The sequence below is a fragment of the Terracoccus sp. 273MFTsu3.1 genome (genome assembly GCF_000383675.1).
Taxonomy (GTDB): domain Bacteria; phylum Actinomycetota; class Actinomycetes; order Actinomycetales; family Dermatophilaceae; genus Terrabacter.
Genome location: NZ_KB911821.1, coordinates 831161 through 848236, shown reverse-complemented (window position 1 = coordinate 848236; position 17076 = coordinate 831161). Strand labels below are relative to the sequence as shown.

General features: G+C 72.1%; 18 protein-coding genes and 2 tRNA genes. 11 read left to right on the top strand and 9 right to left on the bottom strand.

Annotation, left to right across the window (positions count from 1 at the left end):
- Position 1: 1 nt before the first annotated feature.
- On the top strand, positions 2-859 hold the full coding sequence (locus tag H283_RS0109645) for a class II glutamine amidotransferase (protein WP_028785471.1): 858 nt from the start codon (positions 2-4) through the stop codon (positions 857-859).
- 3 nt (positions 860-862) lie between these two features.
- Here H283_RS0109645 and H283_RS0109640 read toward each other — a convergent pair whose 3' ends face one another.
- A complete protein-coding gene (locus H283_RS0109640; protein WP_020143311.1) occupies positions 863-1456 on the bottom strand; it encodes a TetR/AcrR family transcriptional regulator in 594 nt (197 codons plus the stop codon).
- A gap of 97 nt (positions 1457-1553) precedes the next feature.
- Here H283_RS0109640 and H283_RS0109635 point away from each other — a divergent pair, with 97 nt between their 5' ends.
- The gene (locus H283_RS0109635) at positions 1554-2108 is read left to right on the top strand and encodes an NADPH-dependent FMN reductase (RefSeq protein WP_020143310.1); all 555 of its coding nucleotides are present in this window, start codon (positions 1554-1556) and stop codon (positions 2106-2108) included.
- A gap of 140 nt (positions 2109-2248) precedes the next feature.
- Here H283_RS0109635 and H283_RS24590 read toward each other — a convergent pair whose 3' ends face one another.
- A complete protein-coding gene (locus H283_RS24590; protein WP_020143309.1) occupies positions 2249-2797 on the bottom strand; it encodes a MarR family winged helix-turn-helix transcriptional regulator in 549 nt (182 codons plus the stop codon).
- 74 nt (positions 2798-2871) lie between these two features.
- On the opposite strand from H283_RS24590, the gene H283_RS0109625 reads away from it, so the two are divergent.
- The 3 genes from H283_RS0109625 (at position 2872) to H283_RS0109615 (ending at position 4813) form a co-directional block, all read left to right on the top strand.
- Complete coding sequence (locus H283_RS0109625; RefSeq protein WP_020143308.1) at positions 2872-3057, top strand: hypothetical protein; 186 nt, start codon at positions 2872-2874, stop codon at positions 3055-3057.
- Between the two features lie 142 nt (positions 3058-3199).
- On the top strand, positions 3200-3526 hold the full coding sequence (locus tag H283_RS0109620; RefSeq protein WP_020143307.1) for a hypothetical protein: 327 nt from the start codon (positions 3200-3202) through the stop codon (positions 3524-3526).
- Between the two features lie 42 nt (positions 3527-3568).
- On the top strand, positions 3569-4813 hold the full coding sequence (locus tag H283_RS0109615) for a D-arabinono-1,4-lactone oxidase (protein ID WP_020143306.1): 1245 nt from the start codon (positions 3569-3571) through the stop codon (positions 4811-4813).
- Between the two features lie 25 nt (positions 4814-4838).
- Here H283_RS0109615 and H283_RS26585 read toward each other — a convergent pair whose 3' ends face one another.
- Positions 4839-5318 (bottom strand): MarR family winged helix-turn-helix transcriptional regulator, encoded by a 480-nt coding sequence (locus H283_RS26585; protein WP_020143305.1) that lies wholly within the window; start codon positions 5316-5318, stop codon positions 4839-4841.
- Between the two features lie 204 nt (positions 5319-5522).
- On the opposite strand from H283_RS26585, the gene H283_RS0109605 reads away from it, so the two are divergent.
- The gene (locus H283_RS0109605) at positions 5523-5714 is read left to right on the top strand and encodes a BldC family transcriptional regulator (protein WP_028785469.1); all 192 of its coding nucleotides are present in this window, start codon (positions 5523-5525) and stop codon (positions 5712-5714) included.
- Here the strand turns inward: H283_RS0109605 and H283_RS0109600 are convergent.
- A complete protein-coding gene (locus H283_RS0109600) occupies positions 5711-6961 on the bottom strand; it encodes an AGE family epimerase/isomerase (RefSeq protein ID WP_020143303.1) in 1251 nt (416 codons plus the stop codon). The genes H283_RS0109605 and H283_RS0109600 overlap by 4 nt on opposite strands.
- A 58-nt stretch (positions 6962-7019) precedes the next feature.
- Entirely contained in the window at positions 7020-7592 is a 573-nt protein-coding gene (locus H283_RS0109595; protein WP_156023073.1) for a MarR family winged helix-turn-helix transcriptional regulator, read from the bottom strand.
- A 61-nt stretch (positions 7593-7653) separates the two neighbouring features.
- On the opposite strand from H283_RS0109595, the gene icmF reads away from it, so the two are divergent.
- Entirely contained in the window at positions 7654-10923 is a 3270-nt protein-coding gene (gene icmF / locus H283_RS0109590; protein ID WP_020143301.1) for a fused isobutyryl-CoA mutase/GTPase IcmF, read from the top strand.
- A 30-nt stretch (positions 10924-10953) separates the two neighbouring features.
- Positions 10954-11715, top strand: coding sequence for a helical backbone metal receptor (locus tag H283_RS0109585; RefSeq protein ID WP_020143300.1), 762 nt, complete (start codon positions 10954-10956; stop codon positions 11713-11715).
- An 83-nt stretch (positions 11716-11798) separates the two neighbouring features.
- On the opposite strand, the gene H283_RS0109580 is transcribed toward H283_RS0109585, so the two are convergent.
- The 3 genes from H283_RS0109580 to H283_RS0109570 form a co-directional block, all read right to left on the bottom strand.
- The gene (locus H283_RS0109580) at positions 11799-13046 is read right to left on the bottom strand and encodes a cupin domain-containing protein (RefSeq protein WP_020143299.1); all 1248 of its coding nucleotides are present in this window, start codon (positions 13044-13046) and stop codon (positions 11799-11801) included.
- On the bottom strand, positions 13046-13318 hold the full coding sequence (locus tag H283_RS0109575) for a hypothetical protein (RefSeq protein ID WP_020143298.1): 273 nt from the start codon (positions 13316-13318) through the stop codon (positions 13046-13048). The genes H283_RS0109580 and H283_RS0109575 overlap by 1 nt, the downstream gene beginning before the upstream one ends.
- A gap of 97 nt (positions 13319-13415) precedes the next feature.
- Positions 13416-14237 carry a hydrolase gene (locus H283_RS0109570; RefSeq protein ID WP_020143297.1) on the bottom strand — a complete coding sequence of 274 codons (822 nt, stop codon included), beginning with the start codon at positions 14235-14237 and terminating at the stop codon, positions 13416-13418.
- 59 nt (positions 14238-14296) lie between these two features.
- Between H283_RS0109570 and H283_RS0109565 the strand changes: the two genes are divergently transcribed.
- Positions 14297-15190 (top strand): hypothetical protein, encoded by an 894-nt coding sequence (locus H283_RS0109565; protein ID WP_020143296.1) that lies wholly within the window; start codon positions 14297-14299, stop codon positions 15188-15190.
- Between the two features lie 67 nt (positions 15191-15257).
- Here the strand turns inward: H283_RS0109565 and H283_RS24580 are convergent, their stop codons facing one another.
- Positions 15258-16631, bottom strand: coding sequence for an AI-2E family transporter (locus H283_RS24580; protein ID WP_156023072.1), 1374 nt, complete (start codon positions 16629-16631; stop codon positions 15258-15260).
- A gap of 138 nt (positions 16632-16769) precedes the next feature.
- On the opposite strand from H283_RS24580, the gene H283_RS0109555 reads away from it, so the two are divergent.
- Positions 16770-16842, top strand: a tRNA-Thr gene (locus tag H283_RS0109555).
- Positions 16843-16901: 59 nt separating this feature from the next.
- A tRNA-Met gene (locus H283_RS0109550) sits at positions 16902-16978 on the top strand.
- Positions 16979-17076: the final 98 nt, after the last annotated feature.

The window sequence follows — 17076 nt, the reverse complement described above, 5'->3', positions numbered from 1 at the left end:
CGTGTGTCGTCTCTTCGGGATGAGTGCCGGTCGCGCGCGGGTGTCCGCGACGTTCTGGCTCCTCGACGCCCCGGACAGCCTGAGCCGTCAGTCGCACCGCAACCCCGACGGCACGGGCCTCGGCACCTTCGACGAGGCCGGCCGCTCGGTCGTGGAGAAGCAGGCACTGGCGGCCTGGGACGACGCGGACTTCGCGAGCGAGGCCATGGAACGGCGCAGTGCGACGTTCGTCGCGCACGTCCGCCACTCGTCCGGCACCGGGCCCCGTCCCGAGAACACCCATCCCTTCGAGCTCGACGGCCGGCTCTTCGCGCACAACGGTGTGGTCAGGGGGCTGTCCCGTCTCGAGAAGCACCTCGGCGCCGCGATGTCGACGGTTCAGGGCGACACCGACTCCGAGCGCCTCTTCGCGCTCGTCACGGCCGAGACCGCCGCGGCGGGTGGGGACGTGGCCGTCGGGATGGAGCGCGCCCTCGGCTGGGTGGCCCGCAACCTGCCCGTGTATGCCGTCAACGTCGTCCTGACGACGCCCACCGAGCTGTGGGCGTGCCGCTACCCCGACACGCACGCCCTGTGGCTGCTCGACCGCCGGCAGCCCGTCGAAGGCCTCGACCACCGCAGTGACGCCGGCACGCACGTCGTCAGCGACGACCTGGCCGACGCACCGTGCGTCGTCGTCGCGAGCGAGCGCCTCGACGACGACCCCGCGTGGCGGATGCTCGACCCCGGAGTCCTCGTCCGGGTCGGCCCCGACCTGTCGGTGACCGAACGGGCCGTCGTCGACCCGGAGCCGCGGCACCGCCTGCAGCCGGCCGACCTCGGCGCGGCGGCGGCGTCTCAGCGACCGACGGGGCGGTGAGGCTCAGCCGGCCTCGACGACGCGTCGCACGAGGTCGGTCCACGTGGCGAGGATGCGCTCGCGGGTCACGCCGGCCTCGAGCTGGGGCAGGACGAAGGCCACGTCGAGCGGCGCGAGGAGGGAGAGGGCCAGGACCGGCAGGTCCCCGGTCACGTCGAGCTCGGCGAGCAGATGGCGCACGTGGGCCACGAGGAAGGCGACCGCCGGCAGCGACCGGCCGTGGCGACCGGCTGCAGCGACCATGAGGTCGCCGCTGACGAGGGTGCGCTCGAGCCGGGACTCGCCGAAGGCGAGGAGCCGGTCGAGGGCGGGTGCGCCCGGGCCGAGGGGTGGTGGGCCCGAGATGACCCGGCCCTGCCACCGTGCCTCGCCGTGGTCGAGGAGGGCTGACATGAGGCCGGCACGGCTGCCGAAGCGACGGAACACCGTGCCCTTGCCCACCCCGGCCTCGGCTGCGACGGCGTCCATCGTCACGGCGTCGACGCCGTCGCGGTCGACGAGCCGGTGCGCGGCATCGAGGAGGAGCTCGCGGTTGCGTGCCGCGTCACGCCGCTCCGGGCGGCTGCGCAGGTCGAAGAGCGGTGGCTCGGTGGACACGGTCGTGATCCTAGGTCGGACGTCGGACGGCGCAGGGTGACCCGCTGCGCCCTGTCGGCGGGGGAATAGAAGCGGACCACGGTCCGTTTGAGGTCGCATGACCACTGCTGCCACCCCCCGCACGCGCGTCGCCGTCCTCGTCGGAAGCCTGCGCACCGAGTCCGTCAACCGTCGCATCGCCGAGTCGCTGCGCGACCAGGCGCCCGAGGGTGTCGAGATCGACATCATCGACGGCCTCGGCGCCCTGCCGTTCTACAACGAGGACATCGACGGCGACGACGTGCCTGCCACGGCCGCCCAGCTGCGCGAGAGCGTCGCGGGCGCCGACCGTGTGCTCGCCGTGACGCCGGAGTACAACGGCACCATGCCGGCCGTGCTCAACAACGCCATCGACTGGCTGTCCCGCCCCTACGGTCAGGGCGCCATCGCCGGAAAGCCCTTCGCCGTCGTCGGCGCGACCCCCACCCCCTACGGGGGCAAGTGGGCCCACGACGACACCCGTCGGTCGGCCGGCATCGCCGGTGCCGTCGTGCTCGACGAGGTCATCGTGTCGCAGACGACCATCGACACCGACGTGCTCGGCGACCCGGAGGTCTTCGGGCGTCTGCAGGACGCGCTCAGCGCCCTCGTCGACCACCGGCCCGCCGCCTGACCGACCGACCGGCCCGACGGGCCTGATCCGCCCCGACCCGCACCCGACCACCCGGCTCGTGACGAGCCGACAGCCCGCTGGGCCCGGACCGATGTCCGGGCCCAGCGGCATACCCGGGCCGTCGTCCCTGATGGGCGCGCTCAGTCGGTCGCCGTCGTCGCGGCGATGACCCGGCTGAGCGAGGCGTGCAGCGCCTGGAGGTCCTCGATCCGCACCCCGAGCCGTTCGACGATCTGCGGCGGCACGTCGAGCGCCTGCTCGCGCAGCCGCCGACCGCGCGCCGTCAGGGTGATGGCGAGGGCGCGCTCGTCGTCGGGGTGCCGGTCGCGCCGGACGAGGCCCGCGGCCTCGAGCCGCTTGAGCAGGGGCGAGAGCGTGGCCGGCTCGAGGCTGAGGAGACGACCGATCTCGCGGACCGTGAGCGGTGACCGCTCCCAGAGGGCGAGCATCACGAGGTACTGCGGGTGCGTGAGCCCGAGGGGCTCGAGGACCGGGCGGTAGAGCCCGATGACGTTGCGTGCTGCCACGGCGAGGGCGAAGCAGACCTGCTGGTCGAGCTTGAGCAGGTCGTCGGGGGAGACGGGGGACTCCGGGGAGTCGGGCGAGACGGTGGGAACGGTGGACCCGGCGGTCTCCCCGGTGCGGGTGGTCGGTCGCGGCGTGGTGCGGGCGGTGGCGCTGCGGGTCATCGGAGCCTCGTCGTCGGTGTGGCGGGATCTGTGTACACTAACAGTTAGTACACTAACTAATTGGAGGCACCATCGTGTCGAGATCGACGCCCCGTGACGGACTCTCGATCGGGTACCGCATCGGTTACCGCCTGCGCCTGGTCGCGCTGACCGTCTTCGGCCCGGCTCAGCTGGGCGAGGGCAACGACCCCACGGCCCGGCTCGCGCGCGAGCGCGCGGCGAAGGTCGCAGCGGCCCGGGCCGCCCGCGACCCGCACTGACCGGGTCACTCCCAGCGGCCTCGGGCCACTTCCTCCCGCTTCGAGGGGTGCGACCGGGCGACATCCTTTCGCGCACAACGGGCCTCACCCGAAGCCGACGGGAGTACCGTCGGGAGTGACGCATCGGACCCTGGAGGTGCCCATGGGTGATCGGGTAGGACTCATCGTCATGCTGGCCGTCGTCGTGATCCTCGTGATCGGACTCCTCGTCGTCGGACCCCGTCGAGCCGGACGTGACACCAGCGAGTCCCTCAACAAGCATCGCGACGACACCGAGCAGGCGCGTCGCGACCACCCGGAGGGGGCCGAGCGCTCCCACCTCGTCGGCAACCCGCCCGTGGACACCATCACCCCCGACGGCTGGGGCGTGGCCCGCCCGGGCGAGGGGGCCGAGCCCGAGGAGCTGCCCGAGGACGTCCATCCCGAGCTCCACGAGGACCGCAGCCACCGCCGGCGTCACCAGACCTGACACCGCCGTCCTCGCCTCGGCGCCCGCGGGCAGACTGGGCCCATGGCGGAGACGAACTGGGCCGGCAGCCACACCTACCGGTCCCCGATCGAACGGGTGCGCTCGGTCGAGCACCTGCAGGAGCTCGTCGCGGCGAGCCCGCGCGTGCGTGCCCTCGGGTCGCGGCACAGCTTCACCGACCTGACCGACATCACGGACACCGACGACGGCGTGCTCGTCTCGCTCGTCGACCTGCCCACGGCCGTGGCCGTCGACCCCAGGACCCGCACGGCGCGCGTGACCGGCCATGCGGCATACGGCCAGGTGGCGACCCGGCTGCATGCGGCAGGATGGGCCCTCGGCAACCTCGCGTCGCTCCCGCACATCTCCGTCGCGGGCGCCGTCGCCACCGGCACGCACGGCTCGGGGACCGGGAACGGCTCTCTCGCAACGGCCGTCGCCTCCCTCGACCTCGTCGGTCCCGACGGTGAGCTGCGCACCGTCAGCCGTGGGGACGCCGACTTCGAGGGCAGCGTCGTCGCCCTCGGTGCGCTCGGGATCGTCACCTCCCTCACCCTCGACATCGAGCCCACCTACGACGTGCGACAGGACGTCTTCACCGGCCTGTCGTGGGACGCGCTCACCTGCGGGCTCGACGCGGTCGCGAGCAGCGCCTACAGCGTCAGCCTCTTCACCCGGTGGGGCGAGGCGGGCATCGACCAGGTCTGGCTCAAGAGCCGCGGCGAGCAGGTGCCGAGCGCGCCGCGCGGCGCGGCACCGGCCACGACGACGATGCACATGCTCGACGGCGCGGACCCGGACTCGGTGACACCCCAGGGCGGCGTGCCGGGGCCGTGGCTCGACCGACTGCCGCACTTCAGGATGGGCTTCACCCCGAGCCGCGGCGAGGAGCTCCAGAGCGAGTACCTCCTGCCCTGCGAGCACGCCCTCACCGCGATCGAGCGCCTGCGCGGCCTCAGGGACCGCCTGGCCCCGGTGCTCCAGGTCTCCGAGCTGCGCACCGTGGCCGCCGACGGCCACTGGCTCAGCGGCTCGCACGGCCACGACGTCGTGGCCGTGCACTTCACGTGGGTCCGCGACCTCGAACGGGTGTATGCCGTCCTGCCGGCGGTCGAGGCAGCCCTCCTGCCGCTCGGGGCGCGGCCGCACTGGGGCAAGTGCTTCGTGGCGGGAGTCGAGCAGCTCGAGCCGCTCTACCCGCAGATGGCCGACTTCCGGTCGCTGCGGGCGAGAGTCGACCCGGATGGCGTCTTCGGCAACGGCTTCCTCGACCGCGTCCTCGGCTGAGGGTCCGGTCCGGACGACGCCGCGCTCAGTGGCGCTTGCGGCGACCGGGGCTCGCCGGGTGCGAGGCGTCGATCCGGGTGGTGACCTCGCGCAGCGACGCGGCGAGGGTCCCGAGCGTGGTGGCCACGTCGTGCAGGTCGTCCCCGTCGAACGCGTCGAAGGCCTGGGGCAGCCAGTCCCGGACCTCGCGGAGCCGGAGCACGCCGGACTCGGGGATCTCCACCGAGCTGCGCCTCCGGTCGCTCGGGTCGGGGACGCGTCGCACCATCTCGCGCTGCTCGAGACGGTCGAGGAGCGTCGTCGTCGAGCTCGTCGTCAGGCCGAGGGCGGTCGAGAGCTCGGTCTGGCCCATGGGACCCCGGGCCAGGAGGTAGCTGATGGTCCGGCTCTCGTTGACCGTGAGGTCGAGGCGCGCCGCCACGGCGATGCGGTAGCGCTCGCCGGCGAGGATCAGCTCTCTCAGGGCGACCGTCGCGTCGTCGCGGGCCTGGGCGCGGGGGCTCATGCGCCCAATCTACTGAAGGCCATCTCGCTCGTTGGTCTGGTCGCTTGATTGTCGAATGAACTGTCCGTACCGTGACAGGTGTCGGGAGCCCGGCGACGACCGCCCAGAGCGTGCCGGGATCGGGATCCTTCGGACTCGGGGTTGAGCAGCCAGCCCCGAGTCCGTGACCTCCACTGACGCTGCGATCGCGCGAGGCGGACTGACATGGACGGAAATGACACAGCGGTCGAGAGGCTGTTGACCCCGGCAGAGGTCGCGACGATCTTCCGCGTCGATCCCAAGACCGTCAGCCGGTGGGCACGGACCGGCCGGCTCCATGCGCTGCGGACCCTCGGCGGACACCGCCGCTACCCGGAGAGCGAGATCTGGGCCCTCGTCGACCGCCAGCAGGACTAGGCGGTCCGCGCGGACTGGAGGTGCCCGTCCCGAAGGGCGCCGGCGAACGACGTGATCTCGCCGAGCGCGCCGACGAGGCAGGCCTGGTAGGCGTGGTAGACGTCCGGGCGCCCCTGCCAGACGACGCTCGACGGCACGAGCTCGGGTGAGAGCTCGTGGCGCCACGAGCCCTGCTCGGGGTCGACGAACCACGTGTGGGCGTGCTCCCACCACCGGTCGTACCACGCGGCATACGTCGGGTCGCCGGTCGCGAGGTGGAGCGTGCGGGCGGCGCCGATGGCCTCGGTGACGACCCAGTGCAGGCGGTCCCGCACGACGGGCCGACCGTCGAAGTCGGTCGTGTAGACGAAGCCCTCGTGGCCGTCGACGTCCCAGCCCTCGTGCACCGCGACGTCGAAGAGCGAGCGCGCCTCGTCGAGCAGCCACGCCGGCGCCTCGGCCCCGAGGGCGTGACGCAGGTGCAGCGAGAGCCTCGACCACTCGAGCAGGTGGCCCGGGGTCACGCCGAACGGGCGGAACTTGTCGGTCGGACGGTCGCGGTTGTAGTCGGGGCGCGGCTGCCAGGACGAGTCGAAGTGCTCGGGGAGGCGGTAGTTCCACTCCCGGGCGAAGCCGTGCACGACGCGCTCGGTGATCCGGAGCGCGTGGCCGAGCCAGCGGGGGTCGCGCGTCACGTCCCACGCGGCGAGCAGCGCCTCGAGCGAGTGCATGTTGGCGTTGACGCCGCGGTAGTCCTCGAGGTCGGTCCACGTGCGGTCCCACACGTCGACGGCGAGGCCGTCGGACTCCCGCCAGAAGCGCTGCTCGTAGGTCTGCAACGCCCGGTCGAGCAGCTCGTCGGCCCCGGGCCGACGAGCCGCTGACGCCGAGGTCGCGGCGAGGACGACGAACGCGTGCTCGTAGGCCCGCTTGTCGGAGACGTCCGGAGTGCCGTCGGCGTGGACGGACGCGAACCAGCCGCCGTGCTCGGGGTCGTGGAGCAGGCCGCCGGCGGCGAAGGTCGCGACGCCGTGGTCGACGACGTCCTCGAACGACGTGTCGCCCTCGAGCACCGCGAGGGCGGCGACGTGGGTCATCCGAGCCGTGATCCACAGCTCGACGCCATAGGCCGGGTCGAGCCGGCCGTCGTCGCCGAGCCACCCGAACCCGCCGCCGGGCCGCTGCGCGGCGCGGGCGAGGGCGCGCAACGCCCGTCGCTGCTCCGCGAGCCGGTCGAGGTGGTCCGGGGGCAGCGGGGTGTCGGGCATGAGCCCAGTCTGCCGACGTCGCGGCCCGGCCGCTGCCGGTCCGCGTAACGAACTGGGGTCAGAAGTCGCCGGCGTCGCGTCGCAGCCGGGTCAGGACGTCGACGAGCGAGCGGACGTCGGTCGGCCCGAGGTCGGGCTGCTCGAAGACCTCCGCGTTGAGGGCCTTGGTGGCCCGCTCCGCGAGCTCGCGGCCGGTCGGGGTGAGGGCGACGAGCATCGCGCGGCGGTCTTCGGGGTGCGTCGAGCGTGTGACGAGCCCGGCGTCCTCGAGGCGGTCGACGGCGTTGGTCACGCTCGTGGGGTGGACCTGCAGACGACTGCCGATGACCTTCATCGGGAGCGACCCGCGCCTGCTGAACCACAGGAGCATGAGCACCTCGTAGCGCGCGAAGGTCACCCCGAGTGGCCGGAGCGTCGCCTCGACCCGGGCGAGCACGATCTGGTGCGCGCGCATGAGCGAGGTGATGGCGGCCATCCCGTCGGCGGCCGGGCCCCAGCCCTGCTCGACCCACTGCTCCCGCGCCCGGGCGATCGGGTCGAAGCCGAGGCCGGACCCGGCGGCGACGCCGGCGCTCACCGCGCCGCCCGCTCCGGCGTGCGTGCCGCCCGCGGCGTTGGTCTGCGCACTCATGGCGCCATCGTAGGACGCGGACGCGTTGACGTCCATTAGTAGGAAGTCCTACTATTTTTGCATGTCCGACGCAGCGAAGCGCGATCACCACCAGCCGTCCCACCACGTCCGCCTCGTCACGGCGAGCAGCCTCTTCGACGGGCACGACGCGTCGATCAACATCATGCGGCGCATCATGCAGACGCAGGGGGCCGAGGTCATCCACCTCGGCCACAACCGCTCGGTCCAGGAGGTCGTCGACGCGGCGATCGAGGAGGACGTGCAGGGCGTCGCCGTCAGCTCCTACCAGGGCGGGCACGTCGAGTACTTCGAGTACCTCGTGCAGCTGCTCCGCGAGAACGGCGCGGGACACATCCGCGTCGTGGGCGGTGGGGGCGGCGTCATCGTCCCCGAGGAGATCGCGCGGCTGCGCGAGTCCGGGGTCACGATCTTCAGCCCCGAGGACGGCCAGCGCCTGGGCCTCGCGGGCATGATCAACACCGTCGTCGCCGACTGCGACTTCGACCCGTGGGAGCTCGGTGCGCCCGCGCTCGAGGCCGTGCTCGCCGGCGATCGGGCCGCCGTGGCGCGCGCCGTCACCGGCGCGCAGGAGGGTGACATCGACGACGCCATGCTGTCGGGCATCCGCGAGGCCGCGGGACGTCGTCGCGTGCCGGTCCTCGGCATCACCGGCACCGGCGGCTCCGGCAAGTCGAGCCTCACCGACGAGCTGATCCGCCGCCTGCGCCTCGACCAGCAGGACAAGCTGCGCGTCGCCGTCCTCGCCGTCGACCCGACCCGCAGCCGTGGCGGTGGTGCGCTCCTCGGCGACCGCATCCGGATGAGCTCCCTCGACGGCGACCGCGTCTTCTTCCGGAGCCTCGCGACGCGCGGCGGCTCGCAGGTGCCGACCCACCTCGATGACGTCCTCGACGTGGTGCGCGCCGCCGGATTCGACCTCGTCATCCTCGAGACCCCGGGCATCGGTCAGGGCGATGCCGCCGTCATCGACTACGCCGACGTCTCCCTCTACGTCATGACGCCGGAGTTCGGCGCCAGCAGCCAGCTCGAGAAGATCGACATGCTCGACCGCGCCGACGTCGTGGCCATCAACAAGTTCGAGCGCCGCGGCGCCGAGGACGCCCTGCGCGACGTCGGCCGCCAGATGGTGCGCAACCGCGAGGCGTTCGGCAAGAGCCCGGCCGACATGCCCGTCTACGGCACGTCGGCGGCCACCTTCAACGACGACGGCGTCACCGCGCTCTACCAGGAGCTGCGCGAGCTGCTGGCGGCGAAGGGGATGCCCGTCGACGAGGGCGTGCTGCCGAGGGTCGCCACGAGGCAGTCCACCCGCATCGCGACCATCGTGCCCGCGTCTAGGGTGCGCTACCTCGCCGAGATCAGCGACACCGTGCGCGGCTACCACGAGGCCACCGAGCGGTATGCCGCCGCGGCCACGAGGGTGCAGCAGCTCGAGTCCGTGCGGGGACAGCTCGAGGCCGCAGCCGCGGCTGACGACGTCGACAGCGCCGAGAGCGCGCTCGATGCCGTCGAGGCGCTCCTCGACCGGGCCCGCACCGACGTGCCGACCGAGGTCGCGAGCGCGCTGGCGGCCTGGCCCTCGGTGGTCGAGTCCTACTCCGGCGACGAGCAGGTCGTGACGATCCGGGGCAAGGAGATCCGCAACACCCTGACCCGGGAGTCGTTGTCGGGCAACAAGATCCCTCGCGTCTCCCTGCCGCGCTACCGCGACCACGGTGAGCTCGTCAGTTTCCTGCGCCGCGAGAACCTCCCCGGCTACTACCCCTTCACCGCCGGTGTCTTCCCGTTCAAGCGCGAGGGGGAGGACCCCGCCCGCATGTTCGCGGGGGAGGGCGACCCGTTCCGCACCAACCGTCGCTTCAAGCTCGTCTCCGAGGGCCAGCCGGCCACCCGCTTGTCCACGGCCTTCGACTCCGTGACCCTCTACGGCCGCGACCCCGACCCGCGCCCCGACGTCTACGGCAAGGTCGGCACCTCGGGCGTCTCCGTCGCCACGCTCGACGACATGAAGGCCCTCTACGACGGCTTCGACCTCGTCTCGCCGACGACGAGCGTCTCCATGACGATCAACGGTCCGGCACCGACGATCCTCGCCTTCTTCCTCAACACCGCCATCGACCAGCAGGTCGACGCCTTCCGGGCGCGGGAGGGCAGGGAGCCGGGCGACGTCGAGCGCGAGGAGCTGACGGCATACGCCCTCGCCAACGTCCGCGGCACGGTGCAGGCCGACATCCTCAAGGAGGACCAGGGCCAGAACACCTGCATCTTCAGCACCGAGTTCAGCCTCAAGATGATGGCCGACATCCAGGAGTGGTTCATCGAGCGGAAGGTCCGCAACTTCTACTCCGTGTCGATCTCCGGCTACCACATCGCCGAGGCCGGGGCGAACCCCATCAGCCAGCTCGCCTTCACCCTCGCCAACGGCTTCACCTACGTCGAGAGCTACCTCGCGCGCGGCATGGCGGTCGACGACTTCGCGCCGAACCTGTCGTTCTTCTTCAGCAACGGCATGGACCCCGAGTACTCCGTCCTCGGACGCGTCGCCCGTCGCATCTGGGCCGTGGCGATGAAGGAGAAGTACGGCGCCGGCGAGCGGTCCCAGAAGCTGAAGTACCACGTGCAGACGTCGGGCCGGTCGCTGCACGCGCAGGAGATGGACTTCAACGACATCCGCACGACGCTGCAGGCGCTCATCGCGATCTATGACAACGCGAACTCCTTGCACACCAACGCTTTCGACGAGGCCGTGACGACTCCGTCGGAGGAGTCGGTGCGTCGTGCGCTCGCGATCCAGCTCATCATCAACCGTGAGTGGGGGCTCGCCATGAACGAGAACCCGCTCCAGGGCTCGTTCGTCATCGACGAGCTCACCGATCTCGTCGAGGCGGCCGTCCTCAAGGAGTTCGACCGCATCACCGAGCGCGGCGGCGTGCTCGGCGCCATGGAGACCGGCTACCAGCGTGGCCGCATCCAGGACGAGTCGATGCTCTACGAGCACCGCAAGCACGACGGCAGCCTGCCGATCGTCGGCGTCAACACCTTCCGCAACCCGCACGAGGGTGAGGTGCCCCGCACGGTCGTGCTCGCCCGCGGCACCGAGGAGGAGAAGCAGAGCCAGCTCTCGCGCGTGCGTGCCTTCCGCACTGCGCACGAGGTCGAGGCGACGGCAGCGCTCGAGGAGCTCAAGGCCGTCGCCATCGAGGGCGGCAACGTCTTCGACGTCCTCATGCGGGCGGCACGGGTGTGCTCGCTCCAGCAGGTGACCGAGGCCTTCTTCGAGGTCGGCGGCCAGTACCGCCGCAACGTCTGACCCGCCGCCACCGTCGAAAGGCCACGAACCGTGCCGGTGACACTCGCCGACGACCTGGCGTATGCCGTGTCGTTGGCGACACCTCCACGGCGGGTCGTGTCGCTGGTGCCGTCGATCACCGAGGCGCTGGCGACGACGTGCCCGGAGCGGCTCGTCGGTGCGACCGACTGGTGCACGCATCCGGAAGGTCTTGCGGTGCAAAGGGTTCGGGGCACCAAGAATCCCGACCTCAAGGCCATCGCGGCTCTCGACCCCGACCTCGTCGTGGCCAACAAGGAGGAGAACCGCGAGCTCGACGTCCGACGGCTGAGGGCTGAGGGCATACCCGTCTGGGTCACCGACATCGAGACGGTGCCGGGGGCTCTCGACTCGCTCGAGCGACTCTTCGTCGAGGTGCTCGAGGTCGGCACGCCCGACTGGCTCGTCGCCGCACGGCGCGAGTGGGACGGGCCGGTCCCCGAGCCCGTCGTCGACGTGGTCGTGGCGATCTGGCGAGACCCGTGGATGGCCGTGGGTCGCGACACCTTCACCGGTGACCTCGTGTCGCGGCTCGGCTGGCGCAACGTCCTCGCCGACGACGCGGGCCGCTATCCGCACGTCGAGGTGGCCGACCTCGACCGTGAGGGCGTGACCGTCCTGCTGCCCGACGAGCCGTACGTCTTCACGGCGGCCGACGGCCCGGAGGCCTTCACGCGGGCCCGCACGGCGCTCGTCAGCGGACGTCTGCTCACGTGGTACGGCCCGAGCCTCGTCGGGGCCAAGGCGTCACTCACCACAGCGGTCGAGGGCTGAGCCCGGCGCGACAGCACGCGTCTGACGGCCCCCCCGCGACAGGGGACCGTCCGACGACGGGGGAGTCGAGGCGGCGTGGCCCGTCAGTCGTCGGCGACGACGAGCAGGCCGGCGAGCATCAGCCGGCGAGCCAGCTCGAGCCCGACCATGTCGGCGCGCAGGACGCCGTCGTCGATCAGTGCGACGAACGTGCCGACGTCGTGCGACTCGACCGGGAAGTCGGCGAGGCGGCTGCGCAGCTGGGCCGGGCCGTCACCCGAGGGCACGAGCCGCGCGGCCACGTGCGGCCGCAGCCGGAGCGTCGTCTCCGGGCGTAGGGCCGCCGCGGCCGCCACCTGGGCGAGGGGGCTGATCGGGGCGGGGCGCTGCGAGCCACGGGCTCGTGCCTCGAGGGCGTCGACGACCGTGGCCACGTCGATCTCGCCCAGGGCGCGCACGAGCGATTGACGCACGAGCTCGACGTCGGGGGCGATGGCCTCGTGGTCGAAGCCCGTCGGTGCGATGTCGAGCGAGGCGCGCACGCTCTCGTCGCGACTGGCCTCGGCCAGTGCGATCGACACGAGCTCGTCGGCCACGTGACGGCGCGTCCAGACGTGGACGCCCAGGGTGAGGTGCGTGCTCACGCCGCCGAGCGCGGTGGCCGAGTGCACCCAGCCGCGCGGCAGGTAGAGCACGTCACCGGGGCGGAGCGTGAACTCGTGGTCAGGTGCTCGCCGTCCAGCCTCCTCGACCTCGGCCCGGTGGTCGGTCCACGGCTCGTCGCGCAACGGTGAGTCGTGCACGGGGGGCCGGACCCGCCAGCGCTTCTCCCCGGCCATCTGGAGCACGAAGACGTCGTGCACGTCGTAGTGGTCGCTGAAGCCGGTGTTCTGGCTCGGCGTGACGTAGGCGTTGGCCTGGACCGGGTGCCCCAGCTCCTCCGCGAGCTGCTGGGTGAAGTCGATGAGGGGCCCCCACGTGCGGTGCAGCCCCTGCAGGACGATGGTGGCACCGTCGGCGAAGAGCCCGAGCAGCTTGTCGTCACTCACCTGGTCGGCGACGGATGCACCGACGCCCCCGCCCTGGGTGAACTCGCGGTCGCCGAGCGTCCGGCCGTTCTGGGCGACCCGCAGGAAGGGGGCGCGCAGCCCGCGTCGGGAGACGAGCTCGTCGACCGAGTCCTCGCCGAAGAGGTCGAGCAGCCCGGCGGGCAGGTCGGCTGCCCTCGTGACGACCGGCGTGTGCGCCCAGTGGTCCTTGGCGAACTCCTCGGCGGCGAAGGGGACGAGACGCGCCAGCGCCGAGCGCCCACGCTCGCGCGTGGGCACCCGGCTCGTCGTGCCGGCGGTCATCAGATCGAGCTGGTCGGGTCCGCTCCGGCCCCACCGTCGGCGCCACCGTCGTGGCTGCTCGTGTCGGCTCCGCCGTCAGCGGGGCCCTCGGTGTCGGCGCCACCGTCGGCGCCGCCGTCGTGGCTGCTCGTGTCGGCTCCGCCGTCAGCGGGGCCCTCGGTGTCGGCGCCTCCGTCGGCGCCGCCGTCGTGGCTGCTCGTGTCGGCTCCGCCGTCAGCGGGGCCCTCGGTCGTCGGGTCGTCGCTCACGGGGTCCAGCGGGTTGTCGCTCATGGCTTCTCCTCCACGGGGTGTGGCGCGGCGCCGGACGACGCCGTCGAGGTGCACCTACCCACTGGGCGCGTCGCGGGCACGACCTGACGCCGCGTCCTCAGGTCAGGTGGTCGAAGTCGCCACGCGTCCAGGCTGCATGGCGGTCGGCGGAACGGCGCAGCATGGCCTTGGCCCCTGACGGCACGACGGTGCCGAAGTTGTTGTAGAGGCGGTCGAAGTGCAGGGTCTCCAGCCGACCGGCAACGCGCTGGACGATGTTGCCCGACAAGGGAATCCGGTTCGGATAGCTGCGCATGAAGCTCATCGACCGGCGGTCCGGGTTGGGGAAGACGGCATCGCCGGCCAGCAGGACCCCACGTCCCTCGGCGCCCGCCGTCCACTCCACGACGGCCTGACCCCGGAAGTGCCCTCCGACGCGGTGCAGCGTCAGGCCCGGCGCGACCTGCCGCTGCTCGTCGTAGAGCTCGACCAACGGGTCTCGGCGCCGCACCCACTCGGCGTCGGGCGCGGCCACGAGCACCGGGACGCCGCCGAGCGCGCGGGCCCACTCCGTCTGCACGCCGTACATGTGCGGGTGGCTCGCGGCCACCGCGAGCGTGGGCCCGAGCGACAGCACGAGCTCGACGGCGGCGTCGTCGATGTACCCGACGCAGTCGAAGAGGAGCACCCCCTCGGGCACGCGCACGACCATCGTCTGCTGCCCGATGCCGACCTCGGGCTCCGCGCGCAGCCCCCAGAGGTCGTCCTCGACGACCTCGACGCGGATGCGCGTCCCGGCCTTCCGCAGCTGGCCCACCGTCGTCCAGCGCTGCCCCTGTTCGGGCACCCACTGTCGCTCGTCCTCGCAGACGGCGCACGCGTCCGGAGGTTCGGTCAGGTCATCGGTCTCGACGGCGCACGTCGCACAGATCCAGATCACGGCCCCAGCCTGCCCGTCCCGCGCGGGCCGCACCAGCGGGTTTGCGGGAGGATGCAGAGGTGATCCTGCACCTGCGCGCCGCCGTCGAGCAGCTGTATGCCGCCCCGCCCGCTCGCTTCACCCCGCTGCGCTCCGAGCTCGTGGCGCAGGCGAGGTCCGCGGGCGAGAAGGACCTCGCCGCCTCGGTGGGAGCCCTGCGCAAGCCGACCCTCGCAGCCTGGGCGGTGAACCACTTCGTGCGCGAGCACGCGGACGAGCTCGAGGAGCTCCGGTCGTTCGCCGAGCTGCTCCGTGAGGCCCAGCGCACCCTGGACGCCGACCAGCTGCGGCTGCTCGGCCGGGAGCGCGCCACCCGTGTCGACGCCCTGGCCGACCGCATCGCCGAGGTCGCGGCCGAGGACGGCCAGAAGCTCGGCGCCGGCGCGGCCCAGGAGGTGCGCGAGACGCTGACCGCGCTCATCGCCGACGAGGACGCCGAGGCCTCGGTCCTCACCGGCGCGCTCGTCAAGGCGCTCAGCTACTCCGGCTTCGGCTCGGTCGACGTGGCCGACGTCGTCGCCATCACCGACCCCGACGACCTCCGCTCCTCCGCGCCCGACCGCGCCCGACCGTCGCTCTCGGTCCTGCCCGGTGGAGGTGGGGACCCCGTCGACCTCGAGGAGCGACGACGCGGCCGGCGTGCCGCCGAGCGGGCCCGGCTCCAGTCGGCGCTCGAGACCGCACGGACCGACCTCCGGGCCGCCGACCGGCAGGTGGCGGTCCTCACGGCCCGTCAGGAGGAGGTCGTCGAGGGCATCGCCGACCTCGAGCGGCGGCTCGCGACGGCGAGGGCCCGGCTCGAGAAGGTCACCGGTGAGCTCGACGAGGCGGGCGGCATACGCACTCGCCGCGAGGAGGAGGAGGCGGCGGCCCAGCAGGCGCTGGACGCCCACGACGCGAACGACAGCGAGTGACAGCGGCCGTCAGGGCGTCGGGTGCCGGCCACGGGTCGAGGCCACGTCTCCGGGCCACGTCATCGGGCTACGTCTTCGGGCCGGACGGGTCGTGCCGCGAGAACCAGTGGTGCAGCGTCGCGCGCAGACCCGTCGGCTTCGGTTCGGCAGCGGGTGTCGGCGAGCCGACCGCAGTCCGGGGCCGGGGCAGCACGGGGAGGCGGGCGGTGAAGGACGCGTGCTGGTGGTCGGCGTGCCGGCGCTCCCCGGGCTGCGGAGCGGCCAGCTGGGGGAGCAGCTCGTACTTGCGCGAGTAGATGTCGAAGAGGGCGAGCATCAGCGCGGCCACGGGCACCGCCACGAAGGCTCCCGCGACGCCGAAGAGCGCGGCCCCGAACATCACGGCGGCGAAGGACACCGCGGGGTGCACGTCGACGGCGTCGGCCGAGATGCGCGGCTCGATCGTCACGTTCTCGATCTGCTGGTAGACGAGCGCGAAGCCGAGCAGCGCCAGCCCCTGCCACGGCTCGGGCCCGACGAGGCCGACGAAGACGGGCAGCGCGATCGCGATGTAGGTCCCGATGGTCGGCACGAACTGGGCCACGAGACCGGTCCAGATGCCCAGGGCCAGCCAGTAGTCCATGCCGATGATGAGCATGAACAGGCTGGAGAGGCCGCCGCAGATCGCGGCGAGCACGAGCCGTGCCGAGACGTAGCCGCCGGTCTTGATCACCGCGAGGTCCCACGCGACACCGATGACCTCCTGCTGGCGCGGCGGGGCGAGCTGGGCGACCCAGCGACGGAGGCGCAGGCTGTCGGCGGAGAAGTAGAAGGTGAAGAAGAAGAAGGTGATCGACGAGAAGAAGGCGCCGAGCACGGCGGCGATGGCACCGATGAGGCCGCCGGCCACGCTGCCCGCCAGGCTGCTCAGGCCGCCGACGTCGCTCGTGAACTGGGCCAGCAGCTTGTCGGGGCTGAGCTCGACACCGAACGTCTCGTTGGCCCATGCCGTCGCGCTCTCGACGAGCGCCGGGATCGAGGCGACGAAGGTGGCCAGCTGGTCGGCCAGCAGGTTGCCGAAGGCGAGCATGAAGACGATGCAGAAGACGAGCACGCCGAGCATGACGATCATGGTCGCCAGGCCGCGGCGCATCCGCCGCGAGAGCCGCGCGACGGCCGGCTCCATCGCGATCGAGGCGAGCATGGCCATGATGAGCGTGAAGATGACCGAACCGCCGTCGTCGATGACGAACTTGCCGAGCGCGGCGATCGCGAAGATGGCGACCGCGAGCCAGCCCGCACGCCACACGCTGCGCCGGTCGAAGCGCACCTGCACGTCGACCAGCCGGGTGTCGACGGCACCGACGTCGGTGCCGCCCGGCCCGTCCCCGGACCCGACCGGCGGGTCCGGCGGTTCGGTGGCCGGACCCGGGTCGTGCTGGCCGTCGATGAGACCGCTCATGCCCTGATCCTCCCAGTTGGGACGTCGGCCGTCGGTCATCTACTCGATTTCGTATCCGCGCCGCCGACCGTGTAGTCTCACCGTCGCACAACAGGTCGTCCTGAAGGCGTTCTCGCAACGTTTCTCGGTGTCGGCCGTGCCCCAATAGCTCAGTCGGCAGAGCGTTTCCATGGTAAGGAAAAGGTCTAGGGTTCGATTCCCTATTGGGGCTCTGGTCGGTCGCTCCCCGGCCTCGTCGCTTCTGCGGCGAGCCGGGGGACGACAGCCCATGGCGGGGTAGCTCAGCTGGTTAGAGCGCACGACTCATAATCGTGAGGTCGCGGGATCGAGCCCCGCTCCCGCTACCACTTCCGCGTGCACCCGGTTCGATTTCTCGAATCATCGGGGTGTCGCGTAACCTTGGACGTCGCGCCTGCGTGTCACCCCGGGATGCCGCCCGGAACGC